The 14,968-nt window shown below is 64.3% G+C and carries 13 protein-coding genes; 8 read left to right on the top strand and 5 right to left on the bottom strand.

What is annotated here, in order from left to right:
• Positions 1 to 22 precede the first annotated feature (22 nt).
• The 7 genes from ACN9MB_RS05730 (at position 23) to ACN9MB_RS05760 (ending at position 9,308) form a co-directional block, all read left to right on the top strand.
• Positions 23 to 2,455 (top strand): hypothetical protein, encoded by a 2,433-nt coding sequence (locus tag ACN9MB_RS05730; protein WP_426271071.1) that lies wholly within the window; start codon positions 23 to 25, stop codon positions 2,453 to 2,455.
• A 54-nt stretch (positions 2,456 to 2,509) separates the two neighbouring features.
• Positions 2,510 to 3,538 (top strand): tRNA preQ1(34) S-adenosylmethionine ribosyltransferase-isomerase QueA, encoded by a 1,029-nt coding sequence (queA, locus tag ACN9MB_RS05735; RefSeq protein WP_204635111.1) that lies wholly within the window; start codon positions 2,510 to 2,512, stop codon positions 3,536 to 3,538.
• 202 nt (positions 3,539 to 3,740) lie between these two features.
• Positions 3,741 to 4,868: a tRNA guanosine(34) transglycosylase Tgt gene (gene tgt / locus ACN9MB_RS05740; RefSeq protein ID WP_426271072.1), complete on the top strand. Its 1,128-nt coding sequence runs from the start codon at positions 3,741 to 3,743 to the stop codon at positions 4,866 to 4,868.
• A gap of 382 nt (positions 4,869 to 5,250) precedes the next feature.
• Positions 5,251 to 5,583, top strand: a complete 333-nt coding sequence (gene yajC / locus ACN9MB_RS05745; protein ID WP_204635113.1) for a preprotein translocase subunit YajC — start codon at positions 5,251 to 5,253, stop codon at positions 5,581 to 5,583.
• 87 nt (positions 5,584 to 5,670) lie between these two features.
• A complete protein-coding gene (gene secD, locus ACN9MB_RS05750; RefSeq protein ID WP_204635114.1) occupies positions 5,671 to 7,542 on the top strand; it encodes a protein translocase subunit SecD in 1,872 nt (623 codons plus the stop codon).
• 13 nt (positions 7,543 to 7,555) lie between these two features.
• On the top strand, positions 7,556 to 8,521 hold the full coding sequence (gene secF / locus ACN9MB_RS05755; protein ID WP_204635115.1) for a protein translocase subunit SecF: 966 nt from the start codon (positions 7,556 to 7,558) through the stop codon (positions 8,519 to 8,521).
• Between the two features lie 316 nt (positions 8,522 to 8,837).
• Positions 8,838 to 9,308, top strand: coding sequence for a hypothetical protein (locus ACN9MB_RS05760; RefSeq protein WP_426271073.1), 471 nt, complete (start codon positions 8,838 to 8,840; stop codon positions 9,306 to 9,308).
• Between the two features lie 35 nt (positions 9,309 to 9,343).
• On the opposite strand, the gene ACN9MB_RS05765 is transcribed toward ACN9MB_RS05760, so the two are convergent.
• From ACN9MB_RS05765 to ACN9MB_RS05785, 5 genes are all read right to left on the bottom strand, one after another.
• Positions 9,344 to 10,459 carry a sterol desaturase family protein gene (locus tag ACN9MB_RS05765; protein ID WP_426271074.1) on the bottom strand — a complete coding sequence of 372 codons (1,116 nt, stop codon included), beginning with the start codon at positions 10,457 to 10,459 and terminating at the stop codon, positions 9,344 to 9,346.
• 147 nt (positions 10,460 to 10,606) lie between these two features.
• Entirely contained in the window at positions 10,607 to 11,311 is a 705-nt protein-coding gene (gene murU / locus ACN9MB_RS05770) for an N-acetylmuramate alpha-1-phosphate uridylyltransferase MurU (protein ID WP_426271075.1), read from the bottom strand.
• Positions 11,308 to 12,321, bottom strand: a complete 1,014-nt coding sequence (locus ACN9MB_RS05775; RefSeq protein ID WP_426271076.1) for an aminoglycoside phosphotransferase family protein — start codon at positions 12,319 to 12,321, stop codon at positions 11,308 to 11,310. Before ACN9MB_RS05775 ends, murU begins: the two co-directional genes overlap by 4 nt.
• Positions 12,322 to 12,550: 229 nt before the next feature.
• Entirely contained in the window at positions 12,551 to 13,879 is a 1,329-nt protein-coding gene (locus tag ACN9MB_RS05780; protein ID WP_426271077.1) for an ammonium transporter, read from the bottom strand.
• On the bottom strand, positions 13,869 to 14,207 hold the full coding sequence (locus ACN9MB_RS05785; protein WP_204635876.1) for a P-II family nitrogen regulator: 339 nt from the start codon (positions 14,205 to 14,207) through the stop codon (positions 13,869 to 13,871). Before ACN9MB_RS05785 ends, ACN9MB_RS05780 begins: the two co-directional genes overlap by 11 nt.
• Positions 14,208 to 14,531: 324 nt before the next feature.
• Here ACN9MB_RS05785 and ACN9MB_RS05790 point away from each other — a divergent pair, with 324 nt between their 5' ends.
• Entirely contained in the window at positions 14,532 to 14,966 is a 435-nt protein-coding gene (locus ACN9MB_RS05790; protein WP_204635120.1) for an SUF system Fe-S cluster assembly regulator, read from the top strand.
• The last annotated feature ends 2 nt before the right edge of the window (positions 14,967 to 14,968 follow it).

The following is a 14,968-nucleotide window of genomic DNA, read 5'->3' on the forward strand; positions in this document are numbered from 1 at the left end:
ACGCCCTTCCACAGGTGAAAACATGTTCAAGCGCTCATGGATAGTCGCTGCCGTGGTAACCGGTCTCGCCGGTGCCGTGGCCTGGGCCTGCGGTCCCATGTTTCCCAATCAATTGCTCGATCATCGCGGCGACACCTTGAAGGCCGTGCCGCAGAACAGCTTTGCGTTCGAGGCGACGCATCTGCTCGTTGCCACCGACAAGTTGGCGGTCGAGGAGCCGTCCCTGTACGACGATGGCGGCCAGCACAAGGACGACGCCGCGCAGGCCAAGTCGCTGGGTATTTCCATCGCGCAGCTGGGGCGCGTCGACACGCTGCGTGCGCTGGACGATGGCGATGCGGCCTACGCCCAGGGCAGCGATCTGCCGGAAGACCTGCGTGCCTATACCGCGGGCGGGGTGGATTACGCCAAGGGACAAGAGGACAAGGCCAGCTTGCGTTTCGAGCAGGTGTTGGCCCTGCCGCCCGCGCAGGCGACGCTGCGTGGCGTATGGGCGGCTTATATGCTCGGCCGCATCCATGCAGCGAACGCGGCCAGCGCCAGCAACGACGCGACGGCCTTTTCGCGCGAACGCGCGGCAGCCGCCAAGGCGTTCCAGCTGACGCGAACCCGGGCGGTCGAGGGCGCGCTCGATTCGCAGGGCCTGGCGGTGTCCAGCTTTGGCGAGGAGGCGCGCCTGTACCTCTACGGTCACGGCACGCAATGCAGCTGGAACGACCTCTACGGCGTAGCCGACGCGAACAACAGCGAAGATGGCGACGCCACCCACACCCAGGGCGCGAACGCGGCCTGTGGCGACGGCGTGCCGGCTGCGGATCTCAAGCGTGCCATCACCTTGTACGCCGCCCAGGCTGGACATGGATCGAATGTCGGTGTGCAGTCGCTGGTGGCCATCGCTGACTATGCGATGCGTCATCCGCAGCGCATGGCTGAGCTGATCGACAATCCCGTGTCCCAGCGGCTGCTGGTGGCCTACGCGTTGGCGCGCATGGGCGGCTCGTCGGAAGAAACGCCCGCTGGCTCGGCGCCCAAGCCGGACCAGCCGCTGCTGGCGCTGGTGCAGGCGATCGAGCAGCGCGGGATGGACAAGTTGGAAGGCGCCGATCGTCTGGCTGCGCTGGCCTACCAGACCGGACGCTACGAACTCGCGGCCAAGCTGGTGGACAAATCATCCGGCCCACTCGCGGAATGGGTACGTGCCAAGCTCGCGTTGCAGAAGGGCGACCTGGCTGCGGCCAGCGCCTCCTATGCGGCTGCGGCCAAGGCATTTCCCAAGGCGGGCGATGCGCAGGCGGCGATCGAGCCCTCCAACGCGAATCTGATCACCGGCGAGCAAGGCGTGCTTGCATTGGCGCGTGGCGAATACGTCGAGGCCATGGGGCATCTCTACGATGCCGCGGTGGCCGTGGGCGGCGACGGCAATGTCTACGACTGGGACTTGGAAACCACCTCCTACGGTTACGGCAATGACGCCATGTATATCGCCGAGCGTGTGCTTACGGTCGATGAACTGAAGTCTTTCGTCGACGCCCGCGCGCCGGCCACGCCGCTGACATCCAAAAGCCCAAGCAGTGATGATGCCTACCGTTATCGCTCGCCGATTGCGGACAGCCTGCGCTGGGTGCTGGCTCGCCGCTTGATGCGCTCGGGTCGCTATGGGGATGCCTTGCCCTACTTCCCCGCGGACAACGACTGGCGTTTCGGCACCTACGGCGACGACGGAAAGCTGCAGGTGCAGAGCTTTCGCACGCCGGCGCTCAGCTATGCCAAGGCACTGCACGATAGCGAGCACGCCTGGACCGACATCGGCAAGGCCCAGGCCCTGTATGCCGCGGCCGTCATTGCGCGCGAGCACGGCATGCAGATCCTGGGTTACGAGCAGGGTCCCGACTACACCGACAGCGAGGGCAGTTATCAGGGGGGCAGTGGGCAGACACCGCAATCGCTGCAGCAGGCTTATGTGACCGAAGGCGAGCGGCAGCGCTACGCCGCCAGCGAAGCCAAGCCGAACTATCGCTTTCACTATCGCTACATAGCCGCGGACCAGGCCAACCGTGCTGCCGACCTGCTGCCGCCGCGCTCGCAGGCATTCGCAGCCGTGCTCTGCCAGGCGACCGGTTGGATGATGGAAGGTCCGCCGGACTACGAGGATCACTACCAGGGATACGGCGAGCCCGCGCCCAGCGAGCCGTCGGAGCGCCTGCGCCGCGTCAAGGCCTACTACCAGCGTTATGTGAAGCAGGGCGCTTACGTGGAATGGGCCGGCGGCTTCGGCACGGGGTGCGAAGTGCCCGATTTCGACCGCGCACGTGCACTCAAGCGCAGCGAGCAGGTGGCGGCGATCAAGCACGCCGTGCGTCACGGCTGGCCATTGGAACTTGGCGCGGTGCTGGTGCTGATGGGTGGCCTGGTCGCCTGGATCGCGCGGCGTCGGCGGCGCAAAACCCCGGCCTGAGGGCCGGCCAGGGGTTTTGCGCGATAATGGCCTATTCGACGCCAGTATCCCGCCGTGAAGAAGACCGATTTCGATTTTGAGTTGCCGCCTGAACTGATCGCCCAGGCGCCGCTGGCTGAGCGTTCGGCCAGCCGCCTGCTGCTGCTCGATGTGGAGGCGCAGGCGCGCCAGGACCGAATGTTCCGCGAGCTGCCGGATTTCCTGCGCGAAGGCGACCTGCTGGTGTTCAACGACACCCGCGTGCTGCCGGCACGCCTGTACGGCCGCAAGGACACCGGTGGCCAGGTGGAAATCCTGATCGAGCGCGTCACCGGCGCGCACGAAGCCACCGTGCAGTTGGGCGTGAGCAAGAAGCCGAAAGAGGGCGGCCGCATCGAGCTGGCCGACGGCAGCCATGCGGTGGTGCTGGGGCGCGACGACGCATTCTTCCGGCTGCGTTTCGAATCACCCGAGCCGCTGGAAAGGCTGCTGTTGAAACTCGGCGAAATGCCCTTGCCGCCGTACATCGAGCGACATGCCGATGCCAGCGACATGGAGCGTTACCAGACCGTGTTCGCCCGCGAACCGGGCGCGGTCGCTGCGCCCACGGCGGGCCTGCATTTCGATGAGGCGATGCTGGCGACGCTGCGCGAACGCGGCGTGCAGTTCGGCTACGTGACCTTGCACGTCGGTGCGGGAACCTTCCAGCCGATCCGCGCGGATGACATCAAGGACCACCAGATGCATCGCGAATGGCTCAACGTGGGCGCGAGCCTGGTCGAGCAGATTCGCCGCACGCGTGCGGCCGGTGGCCGGGTGATCGCCGTGGGCACCACGGTGGTGCGTGCGCTGGAAAGCGCCGTGCGCGATGGCGAGTTGCAGCCGTTTGCCGGCGAGACGCAGATCTTCATCTTTCCCGGCTACCAGTTCAGCAGCATCGACGGCCTGCTGACCAACTTCCACCTGCCGCAATCGACCCTGCTGATGCTGGTGTCGGCACTGGCGGGGCGCGACTTCATGCTGGGGTCGTATCGGCACGCCGTGGAGCAGAAGTACCGGTTCTTCTCCTATGGCGACGCGATGCTGATCCTGCCGCGAGGCTGAGCTTCTTTGTTGGTCATTCCGGCGCAGGCCGGAATCCAGTGCCCCAGGGACCGGCTATCGCGAAGAGCTGAACATGCTCTACCGCGACAACCGCTCGTCATCGCACTGGATTCCGGCCTGCGCCGGAATGACGGGTAGGAAGTGGGCGCGAGTCCAATGGCCTGGAGAAGCGCCAACCTCCGAAACAAGCGATAATTCACCGATGACTTCCATGACTTTCGAACTCCAGGCCACCGATGGCGCGGCCCGCCGCGGCCGTCTCACGTTTGACCGCGGCACGGTGGAAACGCCGGCTTTCATGCCCGTGGGCACCTATGGCTCGGTGAAGGCGATGACGCCGCGGGATATCCGCGAGGTCGGCGCCGAGATCATCCTGGGCAACACTTTCCATCTGTTCCTGCGCCCCGGCCTCGAGGTGGTGGAACAGTTCGGCGGACTGCACAAGTTCATCGGCTGGGACAAGCCGATCCTCACCGATTCGGGCGGTTTTCAGGTGTTCTCGCTGGCGCACAAGCGCAAGATCACCGAGGAAGGCGTAGCATTCGCTTCCCCGGTGGACGGCTCGAAAGTGTTCCTGTCGCCGGAAGAATCGATGCGCATCCAGAAGGTGCTCGATTCGGACATCGCGATGATCTTCGACGAATGCACGCCCTATCCCGCGACGGAAAAAGTAGCCTCCACCTCGATGGAGCTGAGCCTGCGCTGGGCGGAGCGTTCGCGCCGCGCGTTCGACGACCTGAAGAATCCCAATGCGCTGTTCGGCATCGTGCAGGGCAGCGTGTACGAAGACCTGCGCCGCCGTTCGGCCGAAGGCCTGGTCAACATCGGCTTCGATGGCTATGCCGTGGGCGGCCTCGCCGTGGGCGAGCCCGAGGCCGAGCGCAACCACACGCTGGATTTCACCGTGCCGCTGCTGCCGGCCGACAAGCCGCGCTACCTGATGGGCGTGGGCCGTCCGGAAGACATCGTCGAAGCGGTGCGCCGCGGCATCGACATGTTCGATTGCGTGATGCCCACGCGCAACGCGCGCAACGGTTTCCTGTTCACCGAGCAAGGCACGCTGCGCATCCGCAACGCCAAGTTCGCGCTGGACACCCGCGTGATCGAAGAGGGCTGCGACTGCTACGCCTGCAGCAACGGCTTCAGCCGCGCCTACCTGCGTCACCTGGACCGCTGCAACGAGATCCTCGGCAGCCAGCTCGCCACCATGCACAACCTGCGTCATTACCAGCGCCTGATGGCCAGACTGCGCGCAGCCATCGCCGAAGGCAGGCTGGACGATTTCGTGGCGGAGTTCTATGCGCGCAGGGCGGGCGGGTTGTCGGACTGAGATTTCGAGGCTTAAGCGCCGGACCTATTTTCAGCCGAATCACTACCTAGCCGTCATTCCGGCGCAGGCCGGAATCCAGTAGCGAAGCAACAGGCTTCCGCGAGAGCGCCAAGCGGTTTGTGCCGGATCGCCAACACTGAGCCTTCCGGATTCCGGCCTGCGCCGGAATGACGGCTAGGAGGCGTGTCGGGGAGCGCTATCCAGGGAACCTTCACCCTCCCGGCCGGGTCCAGACCTTGCAAACCGCCCCTGCCGACGCCAGAACCCCTCACGGGCGGGCCTTGCGACGCATGCAGGGGCCGGGGGCGCGTGGCATAATCCACGATCTTTTCTCAGGTGTTGGCAGAAAACGCTGCCGATACCGCTACTTGCGAGACGAGCAATGACCTTTCCGATGTCCTATGTGATGGCCCAGGCCGCTCCCGCAGCCGCTCCGGGGAATCCCCTGCTGGGCCTGGCCCTGCCGATCCTGCTGCTGGTGGTCATGTTCTTCGTGATGATCCGCCCGCAGATGAAGCGCCAGAAAGAACATCGCGCGATGCTTTCCGCGCTCTCCAAGGGCGACGAAGTCGTCACCAACGGCGGCATTGCCGGCCGCGTGGAAGAGATCGGCGAGAGCTTCGTCACGGTCGAGATCGCGCCGAACGTGAAGATCAAGGTGCAGAAGGGCGCCGTGCAGCAGGTCCTGCCCAAGGGTTCGCTGAAGTCGTCCTGACGACTTGCCGGAGCGGAGGGGCTCCGGTCCACACGATGCATTGCTCGCCGCGGCTGCCTCTGCCGCGGCTTTTGACGGATTCAAGGCATGAGTGATTTTCCACGCTGGAAATATGCGCTGGTCGCCATCGTATTGGTGCTCGGTATTGTCTATGCGTTGCCCAATGTGTTCCTGCCGGTGCCTGCCGTGCAGATCACGGCCAACCGCAACGGTACGGTCGACCAGGCACTCGAACAAAAGGTCACCGACGCGCTGAAGAAGGCCAACGTCGTCAGCACCGGCGTCGAGCTCAATGGCGATCATCTGCTCGCCAGCTTCGCCAATGCCGACCTGCAGAAGACCGCGGGTGATGCCATCAAGGCCTCGCTGGGCGACGACTACACGGTGGCCTTCAACCTGAAGTCCACGGTGCCGCACTGGCTCGGCGCCATCGGCGCGAAGTCGATGCCGCTGGGTCTGGATCTTCAGGGCGGCGTGCACTTCCTCATGGAGGTCGATCAGAACGATGTGATCGACAAGCAGGAAACGCGCTACGCGGACGATATCCGCAGCCTGCTGCGGGAAAAGAACATCCGTTACGAGTCGGTGGTGCGCAATACGCAGCGCGGCCAGGGCGTGTCGGTGGTGCTGAAGTCCGCCGAGGATCGCGTCGCCGCCGGCAACGCCATCACCGCGGACTATCCCGATCTCACCGTGACGGACGCGAATGCCACCGGCGATCGCTTCCCGCTCAACGCGGTGGTGCGTCCGGACAAGGCGCGCGAGCTGTCGCTCAACACCATTCGCCAGAACCTTGGCACGCTGCGCAACCGCATCAATGCGCTGGGCGTATCCGAGCCGATCATCCAGCAGCAGGGCGACAGCCGCATCGTGGTGGAGCTGGCCGGCGTGCAGGACACGGCTGAAGCCAAGAAGCTGATCGGTGCCGTCGCCACGCTGGAATATCGCGCCGGTTACGGCTCGCCGCAGCAGGCCGTGGACGCGGCCCGCACCGGCATCGTTCCGCCCGACGCCCGCCTCTACAAGGGCCGTGACGGACGTCCGTACCTGCTGAGCAAGAACATCATCGTCACCGGCGACCAGCTGGTGGACGCATCGTCCAGCTTCGACCAGCAGACCGGCAGCGCTGCCGTGTCGGTGACGCTGAACGCGGCCGGCGCCAAGAAGATGCTCGACTTCACCACCGGCAACGTCGGCAAGCCGATGGGCGTGGTGTACGTCGAGCGCGTGGTCGACACCAAGATCGTCGACGGCAAGGAAGTGCGCACGCCGAAGGTCACGGAAGAAGTGATCAACTACGCCACTATCAACGGCGTGTTCGGCAAGAACTTCCAGACCACCGGCCTGGGCAGCCAGAAGGAAGCATCCGACCTCGCGCTGCTGCTGAAGGGCGGTTCGCTGGCGGCGCCGGTCGATATCGTCGAAGAACGCGTGATCGGTCCCAGCCTGGGCCAGGACAACATCCAGAAGGGTCTGCGCGCCGTGACGCTCGGCCTCGCGCTGGTGCTGCTGGCGGCTGCGCTGTACTACAAGCTGTTTGGCCTCGTGGCCGACGTGGCGCTGTTCTTCAACCTGGTGATCCTGATTGCGGTGATGTCGGCGGTGGGCGTGACCCTGACCATGCCGGGCATTGCCGGTATCGTGCTGACGCTGGGTATGGCGATCGACGCGAACGTGCTGATCTGCGAACGCATCCGCGAAGAACTGCGCAACGGCTCCTCGCCGCACGCCGCGATCCGCGCCGGTTACGACAAGGCGTGGGCCACCATTCTCGACGCGAACGTCACCCACCTTATCGCCGCACTGGCGCTGACCACGATGGGCTCGGGCCCGATCAAGGGCTTCGGCGTGACGCTGCTGATCGGTATCCTGACCTCGATGTTCACCTCGGTCACCGTGACGCATGCCATCACCGCGCTGATCCACGGTCATCGCAAGCTCAAGACGCTGTCGGTCTGAGGAACAAATACACATGGAAATCTTCAACCACAACGCTAACGTGAACTTCCTCGGCATGAGGAAGTTCAGCGTGGGCCTCGCGATCCTGCTGATGGTCGCGTCCATCGTGCTCATCTCGGTAAAGCACCTGAACTACGGTCTGGACTTCACCGGCGGTGTGTCGCTGGTGGTGGATTACGACAACACGGTCCAGGTCGGCGAAGTCCGCGACGCGCTCGAGAAGGGCGGCATCGAGCATGCGCTCGTGCAGAGCCTGGGCGGCACCAAGGAAGTGTCCATCCGCCTGCAGCCGAAGGACGACCCGAACTCGGGTATCGGCAGCACCGGCAAGGTGAACCTGGACAAGATCGCCGACGACGTCACCAAGACGCTGCAGGCGGTACGTCCCGACGCCAAGCTCAAGAGCCGCGACTATGTCGGCTCCGCCGTGGGCGATGAGCTGCGCAGCGACGGCATCCTGGCCGCCATCGTGGTGATCGTGGGCATCGGCCTGTACCTCGGCATCCGCTTCGAATGGCGTTTCGCCGTGGCGGCCATCGCCACCGAAGCGCACGACGCGCTGATCACCGTGGGCATCTTCGCGCTGATGCAGCGCGAATTCGACCTGACGGTGCTCGCCTCGGTGCTGGCGGTGATCGGTTACTCGATCAACGACAAGGTGGTGGTGTTCGACCGCGTGCGCGAACTGTTCCGCTTGGCCCGCAAGGCCGAGCCGGAGGAGATCCTCAACCGTTCGATCAACAACACGCTGTCGCGTACCATCATCACCGCGCTGTTCACTGGCATCACCATGGCGGCCCTGTACTTCTTCGGCGGCCCGGCCGTGCACGGCTTCGCCATCACCATGTTGATCGGTATCGTGGTCGGCACGCTCTCCTCGATCTTCGTGGCAAGCCCGATCCTGCTGTGGCTGGGCGTGTCCAAGCAGGACCTGATGCCCAAGACCAAGGACAACCCGGAGCTGGCGCGTCGTCCATAAGCGGATTGCGTTGCTTCGTTGGAAAAGAAAAGGCCCGGGAATTCCCGGGCCTTTTTGTTGCACGGCCGAAAAGTAAGCCGGTAGCTCGCCATGGTCGCGTGGAGGAGTTACCTGATTGAGCGTTTCTTGTGCCGCACACTAGGATGGCCCAGCACAGTCACGGACATCTCGCATGCTTAGGGCTCCGAATCTCTGGAATGAATTCATTGCCGTGATGCTGAGGCGTCCCAGACCGAGCCTCTGTGTGGCTGCAGGACTTCCGGGAGACCGACGCTACACCACGTCCAACGGTCCGGTCAGTGGCGTTCTGGTACCCATGATGATCGTCGGATTGCTCGGCGACATCCCGCTTTCATTGGTGCTGGTGGCGCTATGCCATCCTGCGCATCCCTGGCTGATTCATGGCGTCGTTTTTACCGCAGGTCTCTATGCGGTCGGCTGGGCATTGGCCGTGCGCAGCGCTAGCAGCACCATTCCCCATGCGATCGATGAGCGCGCACTGTGGCTTGGAGGTGGCATGCATTACGGGGGAAGCATCCCGCGGTCTTCCATTCGCCGCGTCCAGTCGTTCCACCAATCACGCCACGCTTGGGCTGTGGCCAACCAAGTGCACATGCGTGATGTCCTGGTTGTCAGTCGCCTCGATTCCCCCAACGTGGCCATTGAGCTTGAGGATTCGGCCGTGAGCCAAGTGAGTTTGACCCGTAAAGGGAAGCGCGTTGCACCACGACGTTGGATCCTGCTTTACGCAGATCGCCCGGGTGAGCTTGCGACAGCCGTTTCCTGAGTCGGATCATCGTTGGAATGCGGCAATCGAGAGATTCAAGCGATTTCTGTGGATACCCGTACTTCGGATGCTTGGGCCGAGGTTGCTTCGGCGCTATGTGCCGGCTGCATCACATGATGCGCCAATCCATGCAGATCCAACTGATCCACCGGAATCGGCTCGTAGTTGGGGCTGAAAGCCACCTCGCCAAACTTCCATCCCGACGGCCGACGCACCGCGCCCCAGAATCGCTTGGCCGCATTCCAGTGCAGGCCGACCAGGCCGTGGTTGTTGTCGTCGTCGACCATCGGATCGCCCACGCCGGTGGGGCGCAGCGGTTCGTTGTAGAGCGCGGTGCCGAACACCACGTCCCAGATCGAGAACACCTGGCCGAAGTTGCAGTTGTGCAGGTTGGGACGGGTGGGGTCGACCAGCATATGGTGCAGGCGGTGGAACTTCGGCGACACGAACACGCGGTTGAATATCGGGCCGAAGGCGATGCGCACGTTGGCGTGCGAGAAGTTCTGCACCAGTTCGCCGACCAGTACCAACCAGGCGAATTGTTCGGGCTCCACGCCCATCACGATGCCCACGGTGGCGAGGATCATCGACTGGATGAAGCCGTCGATCAGGCTGCCGCGATCGTTGGTCCAGCAGCTCATCTGGCGCGTGCTGTGATGCATGCTGTGCAGCGCCCACCACCACGGCAGCGCGTGCTGCAGGCGATGCATCCAGTAGTACACCAGGTCGTAGACCACGTAGTAGCAACCGAACAGCAGCCACGGATGCTGCTTCAGCCACGGCACCCAGTGCGTGATGGCGAGCGGCGAGGCGCTGGCATCGCCGGGGCCGGTGTCCGGACCGCCGAAATAGTTGGCGATGGGCGTGAGGATGAGGAAACTGAAGATCGGGAAGATGCCCACCAGCATCATCACCGTGTATTGGAAATCGACCTTGGTGAGTTTGCGGTGCTCCCACTTTTCGGCCGGCACGATGCTCTCGAGCGGACGGAAGATCAGGCCGATCACGCACAACTGGAAGGTGGCGATAAGCAGCGAGGCCGAGATGTCGCGCGGGTCACCGGCCAGGCCTTGCAGATGCAGCAGCTGCAGTACCGGCAGCACGCCATGGTTGGCAAATCCGTTGACCAGTTGGGACCACAGTTCGGACATCGTCGACACCTTGCGCTGAAACGTGTCGGTCCTGCAGGCAGGGAACGGAGCGGGGCGCTGCAGAACCGGGCAGTTCAGGATACCGCCGGCTCCCGGCCGCATCCAATCCGCAGGATTTTGCCCGCCGTAACCTTTCGTGCAGCTAACTCAGCGGCGTAGACGTTGGTCGAGTTCGTGCAATCGTTCGGGTGTGCCGACGTCGGTCCATGCCCCCCGATAGTGGCTGCCGGTGAGCTGCTGGCGCGCGATGGCGCGTTCAAACAGCGGCCGGAGCTTGAACCGCGGCGGGTTCTGCCCGGCGCCCGCTTCGTGGATCACCTGGCGCCAGTCATCGAGCAGCTCGCGACGAAAGACCCCGATGCCGCTGTAAGTGAGGCGTGGCGCATTGCCTTCCTGGTGGATCAAGCCCTGGTCGTCCAGCCCGAAATCGCCCGAGGGATGGTGAGCGGGGTTGTCCACCATCAGCAGATGTCCCGTGCCGCGAGGTTCGGCGGGCAGCGCGGCGAGGTCCGCATCGGTCCAGACGTCGGCGCTGACGGTGATGAAGGGTTCGGGGCCGAGCAGGCTCAGTGCATTGAGCATGCCGCCGCCGGTCTCCAGCGGCGTTGGACCTTCGTAGGCGTAGCGGATGCGCAGCCCCCAGCGCGAACCGTCGCCCAACGCCTCAGGAAACTGTTCGGCCAGATGCGATGTGTTGATCACCACGTAATGCACATCGATGGCGGCGAGCTTTTCCAGGTGCCATTCGATCAGGCGTTTGCCGCCCGCTTCCAGCAGCGGCTTGGCCGTGTGATTGGTGAGCGGCCGCATGCGCTCGCCCAGGCCGGCGGCGAAGATCAGCGCATGTCTCATGCGGCGGCCACCTGGGTGAGGTCGCGGCCATCCGCGTGTCGCTTCAGCAATGCAACGAAGTCCGCGAGTTCGGGGTAGCGCTCCGCCACCGAGACCACGTAGTGGTACACGCGCGGCACGTCCGCGAGATAGCCCGGCTTTCCATCGCGATACCACAGGCGATAGAACTGGCCGAGTACGCGAATGTGGCGATGCAGGCCGGTGAGGTCGAACCAGCGCAGGAAGCGCTCGCGGCTGACTTTTTCATCGATCACGTTCGCCTTGAGCAGGCGCTGGCGATACGACTCGACCCAGCCTTCCACGCGCTCGCGCGGCCACACGATGTAGGCATCGCGCAGCAGCGAGGCGAGGTCGTAGGTGATGGGGCCGGAGAGTGCCCCCTGGAAATCGATGATGCCCGGATTGTTGTCGTCGACGATAAGCAGGTTGCGGCTGTGATAGTCGCGATGCACGAACCGGCGCGGCTGTTCGAGCGCATTGCGGATGATCACGCCGAAGGCGGCTTCCAGCAGGTCCCACTCGTGGCACGTGGGAGTGTGACCGAGGTGTTTGCCCAGGAACCATTCGGGCATCACTTCCAAACCGCTCACCAGGCGTGCGTGATCGAACAGCGGCAGATCGGCGTGCTCCATGCGCGTCTGCATCAACAGCAGTGCATCCATGGCGTCGGCGTAGAGGCGATCGGCGCTGTCGTCGTTCAAGGCGGGCAGATAGAGCTGCGTGCCGAGGTCCTCGATCAGCAGGAAACCTTGCTCGAGATCTGTCGCATGCACGGCCGGCACGTGGATACCGGCAGCAGCTAGCCGTGTGCCCATGGACAGCCAGGGACGCGGATCTTCCAGCGCGGGCGGCGAATCCATCACCACCCAGCTCTTGCCGTCGTGGTGAGTGCGCCAGTAGCTGCGAAAGCTGGCATCCGACGAGGCGGATGCGAGCTCGAGCGAATCATCGCCAAGGGCGGAACGGGTCCAGGCGAGGCGGGCGGCGGCGCGGTCGGGAACAGTGCTCATGGCGGGCTGGGAGTGGCGATGAGAGAAGCTTAGCGGGTATTCGCCTCGTCATGCCGGGATCCAGGGCAGGCCCGAAATCTACTATGGGAAACCTACTGTGGGAGCGCACCCTGTGCGCGACAAACCTACGGAGCGGTACCTCCAGGCACCGCGTCGCGCACAGGGTGCGCTCCCACAAACGAGCGAACCCGCTCTCGCCAAAAAAGAAAGAAGGAGTAAGAACGCACGCTCACGACAAGTTGTACGCCTTCTCCTCATGCAACGAGAGATCCAGGCCAACCTGCTCCTGTTCTTCGTCCACCCGCAGCCCCAGCGTCCAGTCAATCACCTTCAGAATCACCAGGCTCAAGACAGCGCTCCACACCACCGTGAAACCCACACCCTTCGCCTGTATCCACAACTGCCCGAACAGCGATTCCACTGTGCCGAAACCACCCAGTTTCGGCGAAGCGAGGGGCCCGGTGAGCAGGGCGCCGAGGATGCCGGCGATGGCGTGCACGCCGAACACGTCGAGCGAGTCGTCATAGCCAAACCTGTGCTTCAGACGCGTGGCGCTGAAGAAGCAGACGACGCCGGCAATCAGGCCGAGCACCAGCGCGCCGCCTGGCCCGGCGGTGCCGGCTGCCGGTGTCACCGCGACCAACCCGGCGACCGCACCGGAGACGATGCCCAGCACGCTCGGCCGTCCATGCACGATCCATTCGGTCGCCAGCCAGCCCAATGCCGCAGCGGCCGTGGCGATCTGCGTCACCAGCATCGCCATGCCGGCGCTGCCATTCGCTGCCACCGCGGAGCCCGCATTGAAGCCGAACCAGCCCAGCCACAGCAGGCTGGCGCCCATCACGGTGTAGCCGAGATTGTGCGGCGGCATCGGCACGTTCGGATAACCGCGCCGCTTGCCGATCACCAAGCATGCCACCAGACCCGCGATACCCGCGTTGATGTGCACCACCGTGCCGCCGGCGAAATCCAGCACGCCCAGATCGCCGAGGAACGAGCCCGGTCCGCTCCACACCATGTGCGCCACCGGCAGGTACACGATGGTGAGCCACAGCCCGCTGAACCACAGCAGCGCGCTGAACTTCATGCGTTCGGCGAACGCGCCGATGATCAGCGCGGGGGTGATGATGGCGAAGGTCAGCTGGAACATCACGAACACGCTTTCCGGCACCGTCTGGTAACGCGAATCGGGTTTGAGGCCCGCGAGAAATGCGCGATCGAATCCGCCAATGAACGAATGCAGGTTGGTCACGCCGGCCTGCATGCCTTCCGTGCTGAAGGCTAGCGAGTAGCCGAAGACCATCCACAGCACCGACACCATCGCGGTGATGGCGAAGCACTGCATCAGCACCGACAGCAGGTTCTTCGCGCGCACCATGCCGCCGTAGAACAGCGCAAGGCCGGGAAGCGTCATCAGCAGCACCAGCGCGGTGGCGGTGAGCATCCAGGCGGTGTCGCCGCTGTCGATGTGCGTGGGTGCGATGGCGGCCTGTGCCCAGGCCGGCGAGGTGGCCAGCAGGCCGACGAGGGCGAGTGAGGTCTTCAGCTCAGAGCGCATCGACGTCGACCTCCTGTGTGCGAATGCGGATGGCCTGTTCCAGCTCGCTCACGAACACCTTGCCGTCGCCGATCTTGCCGGTGCGTGCGGCCCCGATGATCGCCTCCACCGCGCGGTCGAGCAGTTCGTCCGCCACGGCCACCTCAAGTTTCAACTTGGGCAGGAAATCCACCACGTATTCGGCCCCCCGGTAGAGCTCGGTGTGGCCGTGCTGGCGTCCGAAGCCCTTCACCTCGGTGACGGTCATGCCCGTCACTCCCACCTCGGTCAGCGCCTGGCGGACATCGTCCAGCGTGAACGGTTTGATGACGGCCGTAATCCACTTCATCCCCAGCGCTCCCCGTGCGGTAGATATGTCGCGGTGCAGCAGGATGCGTGCCACGGGGGGCGAGTCTGTGGAGTCTGCATTCAAGCCAAAGCGTGAATGGACCATCTTTCAATGGGTTAGGGGTAGGGCGGCACCCGGCTTCGCGGGGATGACCGTGGGGGAAGAGCGGTCTTTGGGGTGGGCCGGTGGTGCGACGTTGCGCGGAAAAGGGGCGTTTACCACAGCCAAATCCCGCTTTTGGTGCATTGCCGCGGTTTGACCCCAAGGGCATTAATCAGTACCATTTTGGTACCGATTCCCGCAGTCTCCCTGGCCGATTCCCCCATGCTCCGCGTCAGCCGACTCACCGACTACGCCACCGTGGTGATGACCTGCATCGCCGCCCATCCCGACGACGTGCTCAGCACGGCGCAGATTGCCGATGAGGCGCGCCTGGAGCTGCCCACCGTGAGCAAGCTGCTGAAGTCGCTGAGCCATGCGGGTCTGGTCGAGTCCTTCCGCGGCGTCAACGGCGGCTATCGCCTCGCGCGGCCGGCCGGGGACATCACCCTGGCCCAGATCGTGGAAGCGCTGGAAGGCCCCATCGGCATGACCGAATGCAGTCTCGCTGAAGGCCAGTGCGAGCGTGAGTCGCTTTGCGGCGTTCGCTCCAACTGGCAACACGTCAACAGCGTGGTGGATAGCGCGCTGCGTGCCGTCAGCCTGTCCGACATGCTCAAACCACCCAGTCGTCGTATCGACGCCAACCTGATCGGATGACC

It is taken from the genome of Dyella kyungheensis, from assembly GCF_049913195.1.
GTDB classification, from domain to species: domain Bacteria; phylum Pseudomonadota; class Gammaproteobacteria; order Xanthomonadales; family Rhodanobacteraceae; genus Dyella; species Dyella kyungheensis.

What these genes read in the sequence shown, in the direction of transcription:
- ACN9MB_RS05730 (WP_426271071.1), top strand. Translation starts at nt 23, where the DNA reads ATGTTCAAGCGCTCATGGATAGTCGCTGCCGTGGTAACCGGTCTCGCC.
- tgt (WP_426271072.1), top strand. Translation starts at nt 3,741, where the DNA reads ATGACTTCCATGACTTTCGAACTCCAGGCCACCGATGGCGCGGCCCGC.
- yajC (WP_204635113.1), top strand. Translation starts at nt 5,251, where the DNA reads ATGACCTTTCCGATGTCCTATGTGATGGCCCAGGCCGCTCCCGCAGCC.
- secD (WP_204635114.1), top strand. Translation starts at nt 5,671, where the DNA reads ATGAGTGATTTTCCACGCTGGAAATATGCGCTGGTCGCCATCGTATTG.
- secF (WP_204635115.1), top strand. Translation starts at nt 7,556, where the DNA reads ATGGAAATCTTCAACCACAACGCTAACGTGAACTTCCTCGGCATGAGG.
- ACN9MB_RS05760 (WP_426271073.1), top strand. Translation starts at nt 8,838, where the DNA reads ATGATGATCGTCGGATTGCTCGGCGACATCCCGCTTTCATTGGTGCTG.
- ACN9MB_RS05765 (WP_426271074.1), bottom strand. Translation starts at nt 10,459, where the DNA reads ATGTCCGAACTGTGGTCCCAACTGGTCAACGGATTTGCCAACCATGGC.
- murU (WP_426271075.1), bottom strand. Translation starts at nt 11,311, where the DNA reads ATGAGACATGCGCTGATCTTCGCCGCCGGCCTGGGCGAGCGCATGCGG.
- ACN9MB_RS05775 (WP_426271076.1), bottom strand. Translation starts at nt 12,321, where the DNA reads ATGAGCACTGTTCCCGACCGCGCCGCCGCCCGCCTCGCCTGGACCCGT.
- ACN9MB_RS05780 (WP_426271077.1), bottom strand. Translation starts at nt 13,879, where the DNA reads ATGCGCTCTGAGCTGAAGACCTCACTCGCCCTCGTCGGCCTGCTGGCC.
- ACN9MB_RS05785 (WP_204635876.1), bottom strand. Translation starts at nt 14,207, where the DNA reads ATGAAGTGGATTACGGCCGTCATCAAACCGTTCACGCTGGACGATGTC.
- ACN9MB_RS05790 (WP_204635120.1), top strand. Translation starts at nt 14,532, where the DNA reads ATGCTCCGCGTCAGCCGACTCACCGACTACGCCACCGTGGTGATGACC.